This is a genomic window from Novacetimonas pomaceti (assembly GCF_003207955.1).
Classification (GTDB): domain Bacteria; phylum Pseudomonadota; class Alphaproteobacteria; order Acetobacterales; family Acetobacteraceae; genus Novacetimonas; species Novacetimonas pomaceti.
In genome coordinates this window covers 22,277-41,741 of record NZ_NOXG01000003.1, presented here as the reverse complement: position 1 = coordinate 41,741, position 19,465 = coordinate 22,277, and the positions used below count along the sequence as shown (strand labels likewise).

17 protein-coding genes are annotated in these 19,465 nt (G+C 61.8%); 9 read left to right on the top strand and 8 right to left on the bottom strand.

The genetic code is table 11. From position 1 onward, the window contains the following. Positions 1-39 precede the first annotated feature (39 nt). The 3 genes from otsB to CFR71_RS04505 are packed head-to-tail and all read left to right on the top strand — an operon-like array spanning position 40 to position 2,646. Complete coding sequence (otsB, locus tag CFR71_RS04515) at positions 40-792, top strand: trehalose-phosphatase (RefSeq protein WP_110527751.1); 753 nt, start codon at positions 40-42, stop codon at positions 790-792. After that, positions 780-2,132, top strand: coding sequence for an alpha,alpha-trehalose-phosphate synthase (UDP-forming) (locus CFR71_RS04510; RefSeq protein WP_110527748.1), 1,353 nt, complete (start codon positions 780-782; stop codon positions 2,130-2,132). The genes otsB and CFR71_RS04510 overlap by 13 nt, the downstream gene beginning before the upstream one ends. 28 nt (positions 2,133-2,160) lie before the next feature. Further along, positions 2,161-2,646 carry a disulfide bond formation protein B gene (locus tag CFR71_RS04505; RefSeq protein WP_110527745.1) on the top strand — a complete coding sequence of 162 codons (486 nt, stop codon included), beginning with the start codon at positions 2,161-2,163 and terminating at the stop codon, positions 2,644-2,646. Here the strand turns inward: CFR71_RS04505 and CFR71_RS04500 are convergent. Then, positions 2,603-2,779, bottom strand: a complete 177-nt coding sequence (locus tag CFR71_RS04500) for a DUF1328 domain-containing protein (RefSeq protein ID WP_003617451.1) — start codon at positions 2,777-2,779, stop codon at positions 2,603-2,605. The two genes, CFR71_RS04505 and CFR71_RS04500, sit on opposite strands and share 44 nt — an antisense overlap. Positions 2,780-3,014: 235 nt before the next feature. Here CFR71_RS04500 and CFR71_RS04495 point away from each other — a divergent pair, with 235 nt between their 5' ends. The 3 genes from CFR71_RS04495 (at position 3,015) to CFR71_RS04480 (ending at position 7,373) form a co-directional block, all read left to right on the top strand. After that, on the top strand, positions 3,015-5,063 hold the full coding sequence (locus CFR71_RS04495) for an NAD(+) synthase (RefSeq protein WP_110527743.1): 2,049 nt from the start codon (positions 3,015-3,017) through the stop codon (positions 5,061-5,063). A gap of 247 nt (positions 5,064-5,310) precedes the next feature. Beyond that, positions 5,311-6,681 (top strand): hypothetical protein, encoded by a 1,371-nt coding sequence (locus CFR71_RS04490; protein WP_133251088.1) that lies wholly within the window; start codon positions 5,311-5,313, stop codon positions 6,679-6,681. Between the two features lie 422 nt (positions 6,682-7,103). Further along, positions 7,104-7,373 (top strand): HU family DNA-binding protein, encoded by a 270-nt coding sequence (locus tag CFR71_RS04480; protein WP_110527733.1) that lies wholly within the window; start codon positions 7,104-7,106, stop codon positions 7,371-7,373. A 75-nt stretch (positions 7,374-7,448) separates the two neighbouring features. Here the strand turns inward: CFR71_RS04480 and CFR71_RS04475 are convergent, their stop codons facing one another. From CFR71_RS04475 to CFR71_RS04465, 3 genes are read right to left on the bottom strand one after another with little or no spacing between them, the layout of a single operon-like run. Then, positions 7,449-8,033, bottom strand: a complete 585-nt coding sequence (locus CFR71_RS04475) for a LutC/YkgG family protein (protein ID WP_110527730.1) — start codon at positions 8,031-8,033, stop codon at positions 7,449-7,451. Further along, positions 8,030-9,436, bottom strand: a complete 1,407-nt coding sequence (locus CFR71_RS04470; protein ID WP_110527727.1) for a lactate utilization protein B — start codon at positions 9,434-9,436, stop codon at positions 8,030-8,032. Before CFR71_RS04470 ends, CFR71_RS04475 begins: the two co-directional genes overlap by 4 nt. Next, positions 9,433-10,176, bottom strand: coding sequence for a (Fe-S)-binding protein (locus CFR71_RS04465; RefSeq protein WP_110527724.1), 744 nt, complete (start codon positions 10,174-10,176; stop codon positions 9,433-9,435). The genes CFR71_RS04470 and CFR71_RS04465 overlap by 4 nt, the downstream gene beginning before the upstream one ends. 103 nt (positions 10,177-10,279) lie before the next feature. Between CFR71_RS04465 and CFR71_RS04460 the strand changes: the two genes are divergently transcribed. After that, the gene (locus CFR71_RS04460) at positions 10,280-11,218 is read left to right on the top strand and encodes a LysR family transcriptional regulator (protein ID WP_110527721.1); all 939 of its coding nucleotides are present in this window, start codon (positions 10,280-10,282) and stop codon (positions 11,216-11,218) included. Between the two features lie 75 nt (positions 11,219-11,293). On the opposite strand, the gene CFR71_RS16105 is transcribed toward CFR71_RS04460, so the two are convergent. The 3 genes from CFR71_RS16105 to CFR71_RS04445 all read right to left on the bottom strand — a co-directional run bounded on the left by CFR71_RS16105 (position 11,294) and on the right by CFR71_RS04445 (position 13,852). After that, positions 11,294-11,572, bottom strand: coding sequence for a hypothetical protein (locus CFR71_RS16105; RefSeq protein WP_133251087.1), 279 nt, complete (start codon positions 11,570-11,572; stop codon positions 11,294-11,296). A 204-nt stretch (positions 11,573-11,776) separates the two neighbouring features. Then, positions 11,777-12,853 (bottom strand): zinc-binding metallopeptidase family protein, encoded by a 1,077-nt coding sequence (locus tag CFR71_RS04450; RefSeq protein ID WP_110528468.1) that lies wholly within the window; start codon positions 12,851-12,853, stop codon positions 11,777-11,779. 75 nt (positions 12,854-12,928) lie between these two features. Beyond that, the gene (locus tag CFR71_RS04445; RefSeq protein ID WP_239020267.1) at positions 12,929-13,852 is read right to left on the bottom strand and encodes a transglutaminase family protein; all 924 of its coding nucleotides are present in this window, start codon (positions 13,850-13,852) and stop codon (positions 12,929-12,931) included. A 257-nt stretch (positions 13,853-14,109) separates the two neighbouring features. On the opposite strand from CFR71_RS04445, the gene CFR71_RS04440 reads away from it, so the two are divergent. Both CFR71_RS04440 and CFR71_RS04435 read left to right on the top strand, forming a co-directional pair. Further along, positions 14,110-15,582, top strand: a complete 1,473-nt coding sequence (locus tag CFR71_RS04440) for a circularly permuted type 2 ATP-grasp protein (protein ID WP_110527714.1) — start codon at positions 14,110-14,112, stop codon at positions 15,580-15,582. Continuing rightward, on the top strand, positions 15,564-16,607 hold the full coding sequence (locus CFR71_RS04435) for an alpha-E domain-containing protein (protein WP_110527710.1): 1,044 nt from the start codon (positions 15,564-15,566) through the stop codon (positions 16,605-16,607). The genes CFR71_RS04440 and CFR71_RS04435 overlap by 19 nt, the downstream gene beginning before the upstream one ends. Positions 16,608-16,673: 66 nt before the next feature. Here CFR71_RS04435 and dosP read toward each other — a convergent pair whose 3' ends face one another. Beyond that, the gene (gene dosP / locus CFR71_RS04430; RefSeq protein ID WP_110527706.1) at positions 16,674-19,232 is read right to left on the bottom strand and encodes an oxygen-sensing cyclic-di-GMP phosphodiesterase DosP; all 2,559 of its coding nucleotides are present in this window, start codon (positions 19,230-19,232) and stop codon (positions 16,674-16,676) included. Positions 19,233-19,465: the final 233 nt, after the last annotated feature.

Below are 19,465 nucleotides of genomic sequence, written 5' to 3'. Positions count from 1 at the left end.
TTTTTCCGTCCGTTCGGTTTCCCGGAGGTCTGAACCATTATGAGCCTGATGTCTTTCCTGCCCAGAAGCGGCGATCTGCCCCCTCCTGACAGGACGGCTTTCCTGCTGGATTTCGACGGTACGCTGGTGGAAATCGCGCCGACCCCCGAATCGGTCAAGGTGCAGGCAGGGCTGCTGGCGACGTTGCGGCGGCTGCGCAGGAAATGCGGAAACGCGGTGGCGGTCATTTCGGGACGGCCCATCGATCAGATCGACTTTTTCCTTGGCGACGTGCCCTATGCCGTGGCGGGGGAGCATGGGATTGCCATCCGTCGCAGCCCGGGCGCGCCGATCCAGCGCGCCAACCTGCCCGCCGTGCCGGCCGCGTGGCTGAAGCAGGCGGACGAACTGGCGGCGAAATATCCCGGCGTGCGGATCGAACGGAAGAAAGCGGCGGTCGTCCTGCATTTCCGTGGCGCGCCCGATGCCGGCCCGGCCCTGCGCCACGCGGCGGAGGCATGGGTTGCGACGGATCCGCGTTTCCATATCCAGGAAGCCAAGATGGCGTGGGAAATCCGCCCCGCCGGCATCGACAAGGGACATGCGGTGCGCGACCTGATGGCGGCGGCGCCATTCGTGGGACGCTATCCGGTTTTCATCGGTGACGACGTGACGGACGAGGACGGGATCCGCGCGGCGGTCGCGCTGGGCGGGATGGGCTTTCGCATCCCGCGCGATTTCCCTGATCCCGCCGCGGTGCGGGCATGGCTCGCGGCGCTGTCGGGCGGGGGGGATGACGCATGGGGCGCCTGATTATCGTATCAAACCGCGTTCCCGCGCCAAGGGAGCGTAACCAGCCCGCCGGTGGCCTGGCGGTGGGGCTGAAGGATGCCCTGCGCCAGGGCGATGCGCTGTGGTTCGGGTGGTCGGGCCGTCAGGTGCCGGAAATGTCGGGTGACCCGACGCCCGCCATCGACCGGGTGGGCAATGTCACCTATGCCACCATCGACCTGACCACGGCGCAGCATACCGGGTTTTACCAGAATTTCTCCAACGGCATCCTGTGGCCGCTTTTCCATTACCGTGTCGGGCTGATGAACTATTCCCGGCTGGACTGGGAAATGTACCTCAGTGTCAATGCCATGTTCGCCCGCACGCTGCGTCCGCTGCTGCGGCCTGACGATACGATCTGGATCCATGACTATCACCTGTTCCCGCTGGGCCAGGCGCTGCGGGACCTTGGGGTGAAGTGCCGGATCGGTTTTTTCCTCCATATCCCCTTTCCGCCATGGAGCCTCGTGCGGGCGCTGCCGGGGGCGGAACTGCTGCTTGAGGACATGCAGGCCTATGACCTGGTGGGCGTGCAGACGCCCGAGGACGCGGAAAACCTCAACCATGCGCTGCGCATGAACAGCATGGCCGAACGGGCGCAGGCGTTTCCGATCGGCATCGACCCGGTGGAGTTCCGCACCCAGGCCGAAACCAGCATGAAGGGGACGGAGGTCAGCCGCCTGCGCGACAGCCTGCGTGGCGCGGCACTGGTGCTGGGGGTGGACAGGCTGGATTATTCCAAGGGGCTGCCGGAACGTTTCAAGGGGTATGAGGCGCTGCTGTCGCGTTATCCCGAACATCGCGGCAGGGTCACCTTCCTTCAGGTCGCGCCGATTTCACGCGGCAATGTCGAGGAATACCGCCAGCTGCGCTGCCAGCTGGACGAACTGACGGGGCGGATCAACGGCGCCTATTCCGAATTCGACTGGACGCCGATCCGCTATATCACCCGGCCGATTTCGCGCGATGTCCTTGCCGGTTTCTATCGCATGGCGGACGTGGCGCTGATTACGCCGCTGCGTGATGGCATGAACCTTGTGGCGAAGGAATATATTGCAGCACAGGATCCGGCCGACCCCGGCGTGCTGATCCTGTCGCATTTCGCCGGCGCCGCCCCCGAGCTGGATGAGGCGGTGCTGGTAAATCCCTATGATACCGATGAAATCGCCGATGCCCTGCATCAGGCGCTGACGATGCAGCGTCCGGAACGCCAGACACGCTGGACCGCGCTGGAAAAGGAGGTCTGCCGCACGACGGCCGTCAGCTGGGCCAATGATTTCCTGCGGGCGCTTGACGGGGCACCAGTTTGCGTCTCTTCGTAAGGGGATGATGAGAGGTACTGGATTTGTCATGGCGCTGGCGGGTTCGCTTGCGCTTGCGCTGGCCTGGTGGACGGAACATGGGCTGGGGCATGTCCCCTGCGGGCTGTGCCTGTGGGAACGCTGGCCCTATCGCGTGCTGATCGTGCTGGGCCTGGGGGCCATGGTCCTGCCGCGTGACGCCGCACGTGGCGCGTTGTGGTGCTGCATGCCCGTCCTGCTGGTGTCATGCGGGCTGTCGGTGCTGCATGTGGGGGTGGAGCAGGGATGGTGGCCCAGTCCCCTGCCGGAATGCATGGCCCCCACGTTCCATGGCGGCACGTTTGCCGAGCGGCTGGCCTCCATGCCTGTCCGCCCGGCAAAGCCATGTGACGCCCCGACGTACCTTATCGCGTGGCTGCCGGTATCGATGACGGCGATGAGCGGCCTTTATGCCCTTGCCCTGCTGCCGCTGGTGCCCCGGGGCCTGAAGGTCAAGGGACGCTTCCGCGGCCGCGGCCGAAAAACAATCCAATGACGAACAGTATGATGAAAATGAAGAACAGGACCTTGCCAAAATAGGCGAAGGTCGATGAAATCCCGCCAAAGCCGAAGACCGCTGCGATCAGGGCCAGGACAAGGAAGGTGATGGTCCAGCGTAACAGGTCCATGTCCGCACTCCTTCATCTGGTGTTTTGCAATGGGGTGCCCGCGGGCGGTACGCCACCATCTACTGTCCTGAATGTTTCAGGACAGGTGAAGTTCATTGCGATGGTCATATCGTGAAGCGCCGTAATTTGTAGGTCGGGGCGCGCGCGATTACATCTGGTGTCGTGCCAGCCAGTCCATCCACGGACACTGGAGGGCATCCGGTGCTGGATGGCGGAGCAGGGAGAGGCAGTTTTCATGACCGATTTTCACGCGCTGTATCGTCATGGTTTCGCGCGGGTCGCGGCCTGCACCCTGCCGGTGGCGCTTGCCGATCCACAGGCCAATGTCCTGCGCACCCTCCAGCAGGCGCAGGCCTGCGATGACGAGGGCGTTGCGATCTGCGTGTTCCCCGAACTGGGGCTTTCGGGATACGCGATTGAGGACCTGCGCCAGCAGGACGTCGTGCTGGACCGGGTGGATGCGGCCGTGGCCGAACTGGCGGCGGGCAGCATCGACCTGCTGCCTGTCGTGGTCGTCGGCGCGCCGCTGCGTCATGGGGACGGGCTGTATAACTGCGCCGTCGTGATCCATCGGGGCCGCGTGCTGGGCGTGGTGCCCAAATCCTACCTTCCCAATTATCGCGAGTTTTACGAGGCGCGGCAGTTCTCCCCCGGCGCGGGGATGCGTGGGGGGCATATCCGTGTCGGCGGGCAGGACGCCCCGTTCGGAACCGACCTCCTGTTCGCGGCGCGCGATGTCGCGGGCCTGACGCTGGCGGTTGAAATCTGCGAGGACATATGGGTGCCCCAGCCCCCCAGCACGCAGGCAGCCCTGGCGGGTGCGTCGGTGATCGCGAACCTGTCCGCCAGCGACATCACCGTGGGAAAGACACAGACCCGGACGCTGCTGTGCCAGGCCCATTCCGCGCGGTGCCTGTGCGCTTATGTCTATGCCGCGGCGGGCGAGGGGGAATCGACCACCGACCTGGCATGGGATGGACAGGTCTCGGTGTTTGAAAATGGCGGCGTGCTTGCCCAGAGCGACCGTTTCCCCACCGGCCCCGTCCGGGCGGTGGCGGATGTCGATCTGGACCTGTTGCGGCAGGAACGCATGCGGATGGGGACGTTTGGCGACAATCGCCGCGCGATGCAGGCGCATGACGCGCAGTGGCGGCGGGTGGAGTTCGTCCTTGGCCCGCCAGTGCGCGATCTGGGGCTGCGGCGTGAAATCGCGCGTTTCCCCTTCGTGCCCTCCGCGCCGGAGCAGCTGGCGCAGGACTGTTACGAGGCGTTTAGCATCCAGGTATCCGCCCTGAAGCAGCGGATGAGGACATCCGGCGCGCGGCGGATGGTGATCGGCATCTCGGGCGGCCTCGATTCCACGCATGCGCTGCTGGTCGCGGTCAGGACGGCGGACGAACTGGGGCTGGGGCGTGATTCGGTGCTGGGCTATACCATGCCCGGCTTTGGCACCAGCACGCAGACCCGCTCCAACGCGCTGGCGCTGATGGAGGCGCTGGGCGTAAGCGCGAAGGAAATCGACATCCGGCCGACCGCGCGGATGATGCTTGAACAGATGGGCCATCCCTTTGCCGGGGGGGAGGCCGTGTATGACGTGACATTTGAAAATGTGCAGGCCGGCCTGCGCACCGATTTCCTGTTCCGGCTGGCGAACCAGTCGGGGGGAATCGTCATCGGCACCGGCGACCTGTCGGAACTGGCGCTGGGGTGGTGTACCTATGGCGTGGGCGACCAGATGTCGCATTACAACGTGAACGCGGGCCTGCCCAAGACGCTGATCCAGCACCTGATCCGCTGGGTCATGTCCCACGGGGACGAGGAGGGGCGGACCTGCGACATCCTGCGCGATATCCTGCATACGGAGATTTCGCCCGAACTGATCCCCGCGCATGAAGGCCAGCCGATCCAGAGCACGGAGGCCCGGATCGGTCCGTATGCCCTGCAGGATTTCAACCTGTACTATATCCTGCGCCACGGGTTCCGCCCGTCGCGGATTGCCTTCATGGCGCAGCATGCATGGGGTGATCGCGCCCGCGGGGCATGGCCCCCCGGATTCCCCGAGGATCGCAAGACAGCATATGACCTGGCGGAGATACGGCGCTGGCTGCTGGTCTTTGTCGAACGTTTCTTTGGCTTCAGCCAGTTCAAGCGTTCCGCGATGCCCAACGGGCCAAAGGTCCTTGCCGGTGGCGCGCTGTCGCCGCGCGGGGACTGGCGCGCGCCGTCGGACGGGAACGCCCGGCTGTGGATCGAGGAAATCGAGCGCACCATTCCCGAAAAATAACGTTCCCCGAAATGACGCCCCTGCCTAACCATTACGGAAGTCGGGGGACATTCGAGAATTGTTAACCTCCGTCTGTGTATTCGTTCCTGCGGGATCGGGCGCCCGCTGCTGGTGGCGCTGACGATTCCATTGCGGGCGGGGTATGCGTGGACGTCCGGGGACGCGCGCATCTTCCGCTTCGGTTTGGAACTGGTTGATGGCGGGGCACACAGCCCATGCCCGCAACATGGAACAGGGAGCGGACAGCATGGGAGCTGTAACCATCACGGGCGCGGAAGGTTCAACCGTATCCGTTGCGACCAGCGGCGCATATGTCACCAGCCTTGCGCAGCAGTATGCACAACAGATTACCGCCACGCTGAAAAGCGATTACATCGTCAATGCGACGCCGGGCGTGAATACCGCCACCGTCGCGAATACCTATACCGATATTACGGCCGGTGGCACCTATACCCTGAAGGGGAGCGACGCCGGCGTCGTGATCGGCGGCCCCAATGGCCAGACGCTCAGCCAGCCCGTGAACGTGGACGGGACCGGCATCACGACATCCGTCAACGTCATCGCGGGCGACGTGGGAAGCGTGACCTATACCGCCGGCAGCCAGTCCGGTGTCTTTACGGCGTCGTCGGGCAATGATGTCTTCAAGGGCGGGTCGGGCGATTACGTCGTCAATACCGGGGGCGGCCGCGATACCATCAGCACCGGCAGCGGTCAGGACACCATCAACGCCGGACAGGGCGGGGCGGCCGCGATCTACCTCGATTCAGCGAATAACACCCTGAACCTGCAGGGGGCCGATACGGTCTATGCGCAGAATGCGGGCGCGCAGACCGTCGATCTGGAAACGCAGGGTTCCGTTTCGGGCAGTGCGAGCCTGGACCTTGGCGCCAAGGCCAACCTGACCGATTCCGGTTCCGGCAATTACGTGACCGTGCATGGCGGCAGCGTCGTCAATGGCGGCACGGATGAACATATCACCTTCGACAATCAGGAAGGCCTGTATGGCCTTGAGGACCTGGTGGAACAGCAGTCGCTGTCCGGAGGGACGGGCGATACGATTTCCGCCAGTGGCTTCCTGACGGTCAACAACTCCACTGGTGGGGACATCAGTGTCGATGGTTGCCTGAGTTTCCTCAATGCCCGTGGGAGTGCCACCGTCAGCGCATGGCGCAGCACGATTTATGGCGCGGCGGGCGAAAACGCGCTCAATATTACCGCCAGCGACGATACCTATACCGATTTTGACGGAAGCCAGGGATCGGGAAGCGAACTGTTCAATGGCGCGAATTCGACAGGCGACATCAACGCGATCGGCGGCAGCGGCAGCAATACCCTGATTGGCGGCAGCGGCAACGATACGCTGTCGGGCGCGAACGGCATCAATGATTTCGTCTTCATCAAGGGCCACGCGGGCGGTCAGGACATCATCAAGGACTTTGGCAAGTCCACAAGCAATGTCGTGGACCTGTCGAGCTACAACATGACGCAGGCATCCCTGCAGGACATGATCGCCAATGCGACGGTCGCGGGGGGGAACACGACCATTTCCCTGTCGGACCATACGCATGTGACGTTCGTTGGCGTAACGGACCTGAGCACCCAGAACTTCAAGCCGTAAGCCCGGCCCGTGGGCTGATGGCCTGTCGCGGATGGACAATCCGCGCATGATCCGTTCCGGCCAATGAATGGGCGGGACGGATTTTTTGTATCCATCAGGGACGAAAAAAACAGCCGCGGGGAAAATGCCCGGTCATCCGATCTGGAAAGATGACAGTCATATGAAATAATGATACAGAATCGATATGACTGATTGCAGCTTCCTCAAAGTCTGTATCATATCGGGCAATTCGGGAAGGGCGACGGCTTTTGCTGACTGGAACAGCAACATTGGCATGTAATGACAAAAAACCTCTGGCGTAAGTTCACATGCCGCGTTACAAGCCGCGACCGCCTGGTCATGATGGTCCATGCCCCTTCATGTCGGGATCAGGACATGGCGTTATTTTATACAGCATGGTTTGAAAGGAGCAGACAGTCTCGATGAGCAAAGCCTTTATTGCCGCAGTGATTCAGGATTCGATCGATTGCACTGGTGTGGCCGCCAACCAGGCTGCTTCGGACCTGATGGCAGCGATCATCAAGGAACTGAAGCGCGAGGGCGGTTTTACCCTGCCGTCATTCGGTACCTTCACCGTCAAGAAGACCAAGGCCCGCAAGGCCCTGAACCCCCGCACCGGCGAGCCGGTCAAGGTCAAGGCCGGCAAGACCGTCCGTTTCAAGGCGAGCCCCAATCTGAAAAAGGCTGTCTGATACGATTTCGCCCGCCTGCCATCCCCAACGGGTGGCAGGCGGGCGAATGACCTGTCAGGAAACCTGAAAAACCCTTCAGCCGAACCAGACGCTCAGGGTCCGCACGCCCTGCGCGCCGCGGATCAGGACACCCTGGATATCCGCCGTGGCCGAAGGTCCGCTCATCAGCACGCCGTATTTCGCGGAACGGAATTCCGGGCGTTTCTGGTAGGCGGTGTGCATGTTCGCCGTGATTTCATCCGGCGAAAGCAGCACGACGATATGCTGTGCCAGATGGGCCAGTGAATTCAGCGGCAGCTGCGCCTCGCTCAGGAAAATCGAACCCGTTTCCGCGATGCCAAAGGCCGCGCGCACGACGGCAATGTCCACGTCCTTGGCGTCCTGCGGGGTTTTCAGGGTTTCGGCGCGCATGGTGCCGTTGGTTTCCGGCACGGCGGAACACACGTTTTTCGCATCCGGGAAACGCCGGGCGATGGCGGCATCCAGCGTTTCGCCATCCTGGGGTTCCAGCACGTCGCCACCCAGAATCTTGAGCGAGGTGATGAAACGTTCACGTCCCGCGTCCAGATCGCCCAGCGTCGCCACGGGCGGCAGGGGATACTGCTCTGGCGAGGGACGGTTGGTACGCAGGGCCTGAAGGATTGTTTCGCGCGCGTTCATTGTGTCCCCCCGCTCTTGCTGGTCTTGTTTGTCCGGTTGGCCTTGTACCATGAATGGAAGGTCTGTTTGACCGGATGCGGATTCTCGCGGTGCTTGCCCCATGGGTTGAGCCAGTTGTACAGCGCAAAGCGCGGCAGCGTGCTCAGCGACGTTTCCGTCGTGCTGATGGCGGCGCGGTACAGTTTCGGCTGCCCCATCAGCTTGCCGGCCATGTGCATGATCTCGCGCTTGACGAAGGGCATTTCGTGGTGCTGCACCAGCACCCGCCGCCATTTGTAAAGCTGCTCATGGATGTTGATCTTGACCGGACAGACATTCGTGCAGCTGCCATTGAGCGTGGAGGCATAGGGCAGGGTGCTGTATTTGCGTTCGTTGAAGGTCGGGTCGATGATCGCGCCGATCGGCCCGGAATAGACCGCGCCATAAGACAGGCCGCCCGAACGGCGGTAGACGGGGCAGGTATTCATGCATGCCCCGCAGCGGATACATTTCAGCGAGGTCCAGAAATCGCTCATCCCCAGTCGCGCGGAACGTCCGTTATCGACCAGCACGACATGCATTTCGCCGCCTTTCTGCGGCCCCCGGAAATGCGAGGTGTACTGCGTGATGGGCGATCCCAGCGCGCTGCGTGACAGAAGGCGTATGAAAACGCCAAGGTCAGCCATGCGCGGGACAAGGCGTTCGATGCCGATGGTTGCGATATGCAGGTTGGGCACCGTCGCGCTGAGGTCGGCATTGCCCTCGTTGGTGCACACGACGAACGTGCCTGTTTCCGCCACCACGAAATTGGCGCCCGTCATGCCGGCGTCCGCGTGCAGGATGACCGGGCGGGCCGCCTGGCGCTGCGCCTCCGCCAGAAGGTGGGGATCGCGGATGCCCGGATCGGTCTTGTAATCCTTGGCAAAGATGCGCGCCACGTCGGACGTCAGCTTGTGCACGGCGGGGACGACGATATGGCTGGGCAACTGATCGTCAAGCTGCTGGATGCGTTCGCCCAGGTCGGTTTCGGTCACCGTGACGCCGCGTTTTTCAAGATAGGGCCGCATGTCACATTCTTCGGTGACCATCGACTTGCTCTTGATCAGGCTGCGTGCGTTGTGGTCCTTGAGGATCTCGCCCACGATGCGGTTATGTTCCGCCCCGTCACGCGCCCAGTGGACGTGGATGCCGTTCTTTTTCGCGTTTTCCTCGAACTGTTCCAGATATTCCGGCAGGCGCGACAGCGTGTGTTCCTTGATGCGCGATGCCTCGGCGCGCAGCTCCTGCCATTCGGGCAGCATGTGCATCTGCTCGTCGCGCTTCTGGCGCATGTCCCACAGGCGCTCATCATGGAACTTCAGGTGGGGGGCGTCCTCCAGGAACCTTTCGGCGGCCCTGGCGTGGTTGACCGGCCTGTTGCTCATGCCCGTGCTCCGTTCAGGATCTGTGCGATATGGATGAAGCGGATCGGAATCCCGGCGCGTTCGGCGCAGCCCTGCTGGTGCATCATGCACGAGGAATCCGCCGATACGATGTAATCCGCGCCCGCCTGGTAATGGTCGCGCACCTTGTCCAGGCCCATCCGCGCGGAGACAGCTTCTTCGGTGACGGAGAACGTGCCGCCAAACCCGCAGCATTCATCCGGGCGCTTGGGGGTTACGAAACGGATGCCCTTGACCTTCGACAGCAGGTCCATCGGCTTGGAGAAGGGCTTTTCACCCAGTTCCGACATGCTGGCGGTACGCAGCGCGCGCAGGGTGCCGCAGCTGTTGTGCAGGCCGACGGTATGGTTGAATTCCGCCCAGGGGAATTCCTCCACCTTCATGATGTCATGCAGGAATTCCACCAGTTCATAGGTGTTTTCGCGCACATGGCGGACTTCGTCGGTCTGTGGGATGGCGTCGAAATTGTCGCGCACATGATGGGTGCAGCTTCCCGATGGCATGACGATCTTGTCAAAGCGGGCGAAGTTGCGCACGAAAAGCGCCTCCGCCGCGGCCGCGTCGGAATTGCAGCCGGAATTGCCCATGGGCTGGCCACAGCATGTCTGATCCAGCGGATATTCGACATCCAGTCCCAGTTTCTCCAGCAATTCCAGCGTGGCAATCCCTGCCTGCGGATAGAAAGCATCAATATAACAGGGAATAAACAGGCCAATCTTCATCAGGGAGCTCTCATCCTTACCAGATGGGGGGAACGTGGCGCATGCCATGTTATGGCGTCAAATATATATTGAACTAGTTTTCCATATATTATTTATATGCCAAATGGATTTAAGACATCTGCGCTATTTCGTGGCCGTTGCTGAAAATGGCAGTTTCACCCGCGCTGCCGAGCAGCTGGGCATAGAACAGCCACCGTTGAGCCAGCAGATCAAGCAGTTCGAGAATGAACTGGGTGTGCTGCTGTTCCAGCGCCTGACGCGTGGGGTACGCCTGACGGACGTGGGCGCGGTGCTGGTGGATCAGGCCAAGGCCATTCTTGGCATGCAGCAGCAGTTCATGTCCATTGCGACGGGGCTGGGCCGGGGGGAACGGGGGCATCTGCGTGTCGGGCTGGCGGGGGCGGTGTCCCTGTTGCCGCTGATCCCCCAGACCGTGCGGCGTTTTCGCGAGGAATGGCCGGATGTCACCATCTCGCTCGAGGAAAGCAATACCCCGGCGTTGCGCAAGGCCCTGCATGACCGGGCGATTGACATCGCGATTGTCCGCCCGCCCGTCCCTGATGGGGGGGAGGGGCTGATTGTCTCCCCGCTGCTGGCCGAACCGACCGTGGTGGCCTTGCCCAAGGGGCATGCGCTGGCGTCGCGCCCGCGTCTGGAGCTGAGCATGCTGGCGGATGAGCCGCTGATCATCTTTCCACGTGAACTGGGACCGGGATTCCATGACGCCATCCTGTCCGCCTGCCAGAACGCGGGGTTTACCCCCCGCATGGGACAGCAGGCGCCGCAGATCGCCTCCACCGTGCCACTTGTCGCGGCGGGGCTTGGCATTTCGGTGGTGCCGCAGTCGCTGCACCAGATCCATTCGGGGGGGGTGACCTATCATTCCCTCGGGCCGGACGCCCCCAGGGCCGATCTGGCGATCGCCATGCGCGTGGGCCAGCATTCGCCGCTGATTTCGCATTTCGTGGGGATCCTGCGCGATGCATGTCGTGACATGCGGCTTCTTCCCACGGACGATCCCGGTGCCGCCCCCCTGAAATGAGCAAGGGGGCGCTTCCCGTATGGAAAGCGCCCCCTCCTGACGTCATGACCCCGATATGAAAGGGGTCATGCCGGATCAGTTGCTGCTGTCTTCCTTGTGGTGGCGATGCTTGCCATGGCCGCGATGATGCTCGCCATGATGCTCGTCACTGCTGCTGTTGCTGTCATTGTCATGATGGTTCCAGTCGTGGTCACCATGCTCACCATGTTCGTCATGGTGTTCATCGTGGTTCTGGCCATCTTCATGATGATGATCGTAATTGTTGTTCTGGGTGTCCTGCGCCATTGCCGGAACGCCATAAGCGCCCAGAGCCCCAGCGATACCGGCAACCAGCATGAAACGTTTGAAATTCATAAAAAGTACCTCCTCTGACACATGATAAGGCACGTACAACACGACCTTGTAGTGTCTTTAATGTGTACGAATGTTTCATATGGAATTGTTAAAATAATGTAAAGTGCTTTCCCATGCAGGAAAAATCAAGAAAGAACAAGAATTCATCAGTCCGAGGTATGCATTGAAGTTATTTCAGGGTCCTGTTTTTAAGATGCAATTTTTTTACTGGTTTCCACGCGCCGCACGCACCAGCTGATGGATGAATGCCAGTTTTCGCAGGATGGTGGGTGTCAGCACGAAAGGATAGAAATCCGCCAGTCCCATTGAACGGTTCAGGCTGTTGACGGCATAGGTCAGCGGCAGCCACCCCTGCGAAATCGTGTCGAATGTTTCCACGTCATAGGGATTGTCGGCGATCATGGCGCGCAGGGCCTTCGGATTGCCCGGCTGTTCGCGCACGGTCATGCCATAGGCCCATGCCGTCTCCAGGGTGGAGACGATATGCAGGTAGTGCGCCCACGTCTCGGCAAAGTCTTCCCATGGATGACAGGTGGCGTATTCGCTGACGTACTGCGTGCGCCATCCCGCAGGCGGTCCATTTTCGTAATGGCGCTGCAGGGCCTGCTGGTAATCCATGCGGTCATCGCCGAAAATGGCCCGGCATTCCTCCAGCCGGTGTCCGTCGCGCACCAGGAGGTTCCAGTAATAATGCCCGATTTCATGCCGGAAATGCCCCAGCAGGGTCCGGTAGTGTTCCCCCATTTCCATGCGCATCCGCTCACGCTGGGCGTCGTCGGCCTCGCGCAGGGCAATGGTGATCAGCCCGTTCTGGTGGCCGGTCATGACCGTGCTGCCATCGGGACCATCGTCGAGGAAGTCGAATATCAGCCCGTTCTGCGGGTCCTGCCTGCGGGTACGCATCGGCAGGCGCAGCCGCAGCAGGGTGTAGAACAGGCGATGCTTGGCGATTTCTATCTTGCGCCACCGCTCCAGGTTCCCCGGCACCGACAGGTTGGGGATGGTGCGGTTGAACTGGCATGCGACGCAGAACTGCTGGTCCGGCTGGCTGGCGGGGACAAGCCAGTTACAGGCGTCATGCGCATGATTGGCGCAGAAACGGTAGGGAGCATCCGTGGCGCGCGGATCAAGGGCCTGCCATCCATCGCCGTTTCCATCGGGCGTCAGTGCCGACAGGCTGTTGATGTCCGGCACGTAACCCAGTTTATGCCCACAGCGTTCGCAGGCCGTGTTTTCGAAAAACAGGACCTGACCACATGACTGACAGGAAAAGAGTTGCAAGGCCGTTTGCTTTCCATAACGCGAAGGGGGGCATGATTCCATTATCCGGAAGGCTCAGGATATGACATCCCCGTGTCAGGTCCGGGAGTCCTTTTTCACGTCGGCATCCACGGGATGGTGGATCGTCATGGAAACGTCGAGCGTCGCGGTGCAGTTGTCCAGCATTCCCGTGACCGGCGCGACCTGATCGGGACGGACCGCCGCCGCAAGCGCGATATGTCCCTGCGACGTCAGCAGGCCGGAGGTGGTATCGAAACCGACCCATCCCGCCCCCGGCAGCCATGTTTCCACCCAGGCATGCAGGTCGCCTGTCGTCCCGTCCGCCCCGTCCTGGATCAGGTAGCCCGAGACGAACCGCGCGGCCATGCCCATATGCCGCAGCACCTGTATCAGGAGCCACGCGCTGTCACGGCATGAACCCGTCCGCTGGCCCAGGGTTTCCTCCGCGCTCCAGACGCCGGCCTCCATCCGGGTGCGATAGGCGATGCGCGCGGCGACCAGACGGTTGATCGCCACCAGCCGGTCCAGCGTGCCGCCATGTTCCAGCCTCGCCACCTCCGCAAGGAAGGCACGCAGGTGCGGACCCGCCGGCAGGGGCGCCATGAAGGCGGCAAGCCCGCGCGCCTGCGCGGGGGTATAGGTCACGGGCCATCGACGCCCCGTCTCGCACAGGGACAGGTCGAACGGATTGATCGGCGAAAGGTCGGCAGTCAGGCGTATGGCGATGTCAAAGCGTGTGACCCGATCCTCAAAGGTGACGCGGGCCTCGTGGTTGCCGAAATCGTCCTGCCGCCATGTACGCCGGTGTCCTGATGGCAGGATATCCATCTCGTACGACACGATGGGCGTGCGGCATGCCGCGTCGGGCCGCAGGCGGATGGTCTGTGGCCCGAGGAAGACCGGGCGGTCGTAACGGTAGCTTGTCCGGTGCACCAGTGTGACATGGCAGGTCATCACGGGATCGCTTTCATGAAGGCATGTCGTGCAAGAAGAAGGCATCAGGTTCCCGGACCGGCGTGCGCGCAGGATGTCGATCGCATGACCTTCATGCATGGCATGAGTTCGCGGCCAGCGCCATACGCGGGTGTCATTTCGTTGAAGGAATGACGAAAAAAGGAAACCGGATGCAGATTCCTCCTTGGCAAGGTCGTATTTTCTTGCTCCGCTAAGACGGAAGCGTAATGAATAAGGCAGGTGGGTGGGCATGTTTCCGTCACGCCTGATCCTCCTTCCGACCAGGGCACGGGAGCAGGGGCATGAATGATACGGTGGGGCGCGGCCAGACGCAGGGCGCTGGACTGTTCGCGACATATGACGTGCCGGCGTCCTTTTGCGAACTGATGAACCGCGTCGATCCTGCCTCCCCGGGCCTGTGTCGCGTGCGTGACCGCCTGGCGCATTTCGACCTGGATGAACTGCGCCGCCGCACCGCCGCGGTGGAGGCACAGCTCTATCAGCTGGGCATCACGTTTACCGTCTATACCGACAATCAGGCGATTGATCGCATCCTGCCTTTCGACGTGGTGCCGCGTGTCCTGACCGCCGGCGAATGGGACCATATCGAACGTGGCGTGCGCCAGCGCGTGCAGGCGATCAACCTGTTCCTGTGGGACATCTACCACGATCGCCATATCCTCAATGATGGCGTCGTGCCCGCGGAAATGGTGCTGGGGAACGCGAATTACTGTTCCGCGATGGTGGGGCTCGATGTGCCGGGGGGCGTGTATGTCCATGTGAACGGCACCGACCTTGTCCGCGACCCGGACGGGCGTTTCCTGATCCTGGAGGACAATGCCCGCACGCCGTCTGGCGTTTCCTACGTGATCGAAAACCGTCACATGATGTTGCGCATGATGCCCGACCTCGCCTCGGGGGTGGATATCCGTCCCGTTGACGAATACGGCCTGCGGCTGCATCGCGCGCTGGCGGAAACCGCCCCGGCGGGGGTGGTCGACCCGCAGGTCGTGCTGCTGTCGCCCGGCATCTATAACGCCGCCTATTTCGAGCATGTCTTCCTTGCCCGGGAGATGGGCATTCCCCTGGTGGAGGGGCGCGATCTGGTGGTGATCGACGGGCGCGTCTTCATGCGCACGGTCGCGGGCCTGTCGCCGGTGCATACGATCTATCGCCGCCTCAATGACGATTTCCTTGATCCGCAGGTGTTCAATCCTGACAGCCTGCTTGGCGTGCCGGGACTGGTGGATGCCTATCGCCGGGGGAACGTCACCATTGCCAACGCCATCGGGACAGGCGTCGCCGATGACAAGGCGATCTATGCCTACATGCCCCGGATCATCCGCTATTACCTCGATCAGGACCCCATCCTCGACAATGTGGAAACCCATATCTGCGCGGAGAAGGAGGGACTGGATTTCACGCTGGCGAACCTGGAGCGGCTGGTGGTCAAGCCGGTCGGGGAATCCGGCGGGTACGGCCTGCTGATCGGTCCGCACGCCACCAGCGCCGAACTGGACGATTTCCGCGCGCGCCTGCTGGCCGATCCCGCGAATTACATCAGCCAGCCCGTCATCAACCTGTCGGTTTCGCCCACGCTGTGCCCCGCCGGGCTGGAGGCGCGGCATGTCGACCTGCGTCCCTTTGCCGTGACGGGGAAGGACACATGGGTACTGCCCGGTGGCCTGTCGCGTGTCGCGTTGCGCAAGGGATCGCTGGTGGTCAATTCCTCCCAGGGGGGGGGATCAAAGGACACATGGGTGCTTGCGTCATGACGAATCTTTCGGCTTTCCCTGCGCCGGTCCTGCCGGGCCTGAACAACCTGCTTTCACGCTATGCCGAAAGCATGACCTGGCTGGCGCGGTATATGGAGCGGATCGAAAACCTCGCGCGCCTGATCGAGGTGACGGGCACCTTCGTCCGGCCCCGCAACGTCTGCGCCGGGTGGGATTCGCTGTTGCAGATCAACGCGGACGAGGCACGCTTCTTCGCGACCCATGAACAGGCATCGAAGCATGAGGTCGTCGCATTTTACATTACCGAGCGTGATAATCCCGGCTCCATCGCCGGAATGGCGGAGGCGGTGCGCGAAAATGCGCGCGCCCTGCGTCCCCTGATTTCGACCGAGATGTGGATGCACCTGAATGTCTTTACGAAATGGGTGCATGAACTGACCCCCCGCGATATCCGCGCGGGCAGCCTGTCGGGCATCTGTACCCGCCTGAAACAGGAATGCCAGACCCATTTCGGGATTACCGAGGGCACGCTGTACCGCGATCAGGCATGGCTGTTTTACATCACGGGAAAGCATCTGGAACGTGCCGACCAGATCACGCGCCTGCTGGATATCAAGTATCATACCCTGCTGCCGCCGGGTGCCGATATCGGGTCGGACATCGACATCAGCCAGTGGACATCCGTCCTGCGGTCAGCCGCAGCCTATCATGCGTTCCGCCGCGTGCTGCCATCGGGCATGACGCCGGTCAACATCGTCGGATTCCTGCTGAAGAATGACGGTTTTCCCCGATCCCTGTCCACCAGCCTGCGGCAGGTCCATTCGGCGCTGGGGCTGCTGGCGGGGGAGTACCGCCTGCGCCATGGCAGCCATATCCTCGAACGGGTGGAAGAACTGCGCGTGACGCTGGTGGAACAGACTGCCGAGGAAATCATCCTGCGCGGCCTGCATGAATACATGGAATGGATCCAGTGCCAGTTACGTCAGATCCAGGAGGAAATCACGCAGGCCTTCTGGCCTGCAACGCCGCTCTCCCCGGTACCATCCGCGATACAGGTGCAATAACCCCCGTTCGGGCCGACAGGCATTTCCACTGCCCATCGGCCCGGCATGTCGGCTGACGGGGCCGGATCAGGCGGGTTCAATTTCCTTGGGGGTATAGTTTGCCAGCCACGTGGCCAGATCCTCAGCCGGTAGCGGCTTGGAGAACATGTATCCCTGCAGCACGTCGCAATCCATGTTGACGAGAATCTGGCGCTGTTCCTCGTGTTCCACCCCTTCGGCGACGACGGTCATGCCAAGGCTCTGCCCGATGCGGATCACGGCTGTCACGACCGAACGCACCTTGTCCACCGTTTCCAGCCCGTTCATGAAACTGCGGTCGATCTTCACTTCGTTGACCGGCAGTCCCGCCAGGTTCGACAGGCTGGAAAATCCGGTCCCGAAATCGTCCATCGACATCCCGACCCCAAGTTCGCGCAATGCCTGCGCGGATTTGATGGTGCGTTCGTAATTGTCGATCATCGTGCTTTCGGTGATTTCCACCATCAGGCTGCGTGGGGGAATGCCGGTTTCCTCCAGTACTTCAGCCACGAATTCCGGCAGCTTTTCATCACGGAAATGCAGCGGGGACAGATTGACCGAAACGGTGGGGATATCCACCTTGTTGCGGATCCATTCCGCCATCTGGCGGCAGGCCGCGCGCATCGACCATTTGCCGATGGCCTCGATCTGTCCCGTTTCCTCGGCTACCGCGATGAAGCGCGCGGGGGAGATGAAACCAAGCGTCGGATCGATCCAGCGCGACAGTGCTTCCACCCCGTAGATCTTGCCCGTGCGGGCATGGACCTGCGGCTGATAGACAAGGCGCAGGCGGTCATGGGCGATCGCGTCGCGCAGGGCCGCCGCCAGGATAAGGCGGTCGGTGGCCTGCTGGTTCATCTTGGGGCTGAAGAAGCAGTAATTGCCCCCGCCATGCGCCTTGGCCTGGAACATCGCCGTTTCGGCATGCTTGAGCAGCGTCTCGCCGGTTTCGCCATTTTCAGGATAGACGCTGACGCCGATGCTGGCGGAAAATGTGACGGAAACATCGCCCACCTGCGTGGGCTGCGACAGCAGGCGCAGGATCATGTCCGACAGGGACGATGCATGCTGCTGGGCGCCGCTGGTGATGATCGTGAACTGGTCGCCGCCGGAACGCACGATCGTATCGTCGATGCCGATCGCCTCCCGCAGCTGGGTGGCGATATAGGAAATCAGCTCGTCGCCCGCCGCATGGCCGAAGACGTCATTGATGTTCTTGAAATTGTCCAGTCCCAGCGACAGCAGCATGAAATTGCCACGCGTCGGACGGCGCAGCATCTTGTCGAGGTGCTGGCGCAGCCACAGCCGGTTCGGCAGGCCCGTCAGCGTGTCGAAATGCGACAGCTTGGCGATGTGTTCCTTGGCCTCGTAACGTTCCAGCGCCAGCGTGCACAGATGCAGGCTGGCATTGACGGCTTTCTGACACCAGGCCTGCGGTTCGCGCTTGGTGCGGAAATACAGCGTAAAGACGCCAGCCACCCGTCCCCCGCGCAGGATGATGGGCGTGGCCCACGCGGCGCGGATGCCATTGCGCATCGCCGGGGTGCGCAGCGTCAGCCATTTCGGGTCGGTTTCGATGTCGGGGGTCGTGACCGTTTCCCCCTTGTAGGCGGCGACGCCGCTGCTGCCGACATCGGGGCCGATTTCCAGCGAATCGAACAGTTCCACCAGCGACAGCGGCAGGCTGGCGCGACCCACGCATTTCAGCTTGGAATTATTATCCACCGTAAAGATGGCGGGCATCACGTCGATGCCGTTATTTTCGATGCGCCGGCAGATGAAATCCATGATTTCACGCAGGCTGAGGTCGCTGGAAATCGCCTCCAGCGCATCGCGCTGCAGCGTCTCGAGGAAATGGTTTTCAGTAATGTCCGTCAGGACGACGACGATATTTTCGATATCGCCATGATCGTGGAAAATCGGGTTCATCGCCGCCGAAACCCAGATGTCACGTCCGTTCTTGTGGCGCGCGCGGATGTCGAGGTGAAAGCCCTTGGCGTTCTGCGCGCCGGCATGAAGCTGGTTCAGGGTGCTGATGTCGGTCGTATCGCCCGCAAGGATGACCGACAGGCCATGGCCGATGACGTGGCTGGGTTCATAGCCGAACATGTCGGTAAAGGCGCGGTTGACGTAAATCAGCCGGAATTCCGGATCGAGGATGACCACGCCACGATCGGTTTCGCGCACCACGAGCGACAGCAGGCGGATTTTTTCCCGGTCTGCGACCTCCTGAGAGATGTCGCGGATCAGCGCCATGTACCCGATCCTGCCTCCCACCGAAATGCGCGATAGCGACAGTTCGGCCCAGAAGGTGGTGCCGTCGAAGCGTTCGACCTGCACCTCGCGCGAGGTGCCGACGATCTTGTTGATGCCGGTGTCACGGTTATGCTTGATCAGGTCGTCATGGGACGGGCGGATCTTGCGCGGCACCAGCACGTTGACGTTGCGGCCAAGCACCTCTGAGCGGGAACAGTGCCACAGGCGTTCGGCGGCGCTGTTGAAGAACGTGACCGTATTGGTCTCATCAATCAGGACGACACCCAGAATGGTCTGTTCAAGGGCAGGCAATACCGTGACCTGCGTGTCATCAAGGGTGTCCCGAGGCATGGCGAACTCCAGAATTCAGATGCGAAGCAGATTACATGCGGAAAATGTAAAAAATTCCTGCCACGGAAGAAGGAATCCCGACAGGTATGCACAATTGGAATGAAATGCGGGGGGCAGGGGCTCATGTCCGATGCATGCCTGTTTCGCACCGGTCTCGGACCCGGAAGGGACATTCGCCATCCATGAACGGGCAGTAGGATACCGGTAGCCGCAGGCAGGCATCCGGCAGGGGG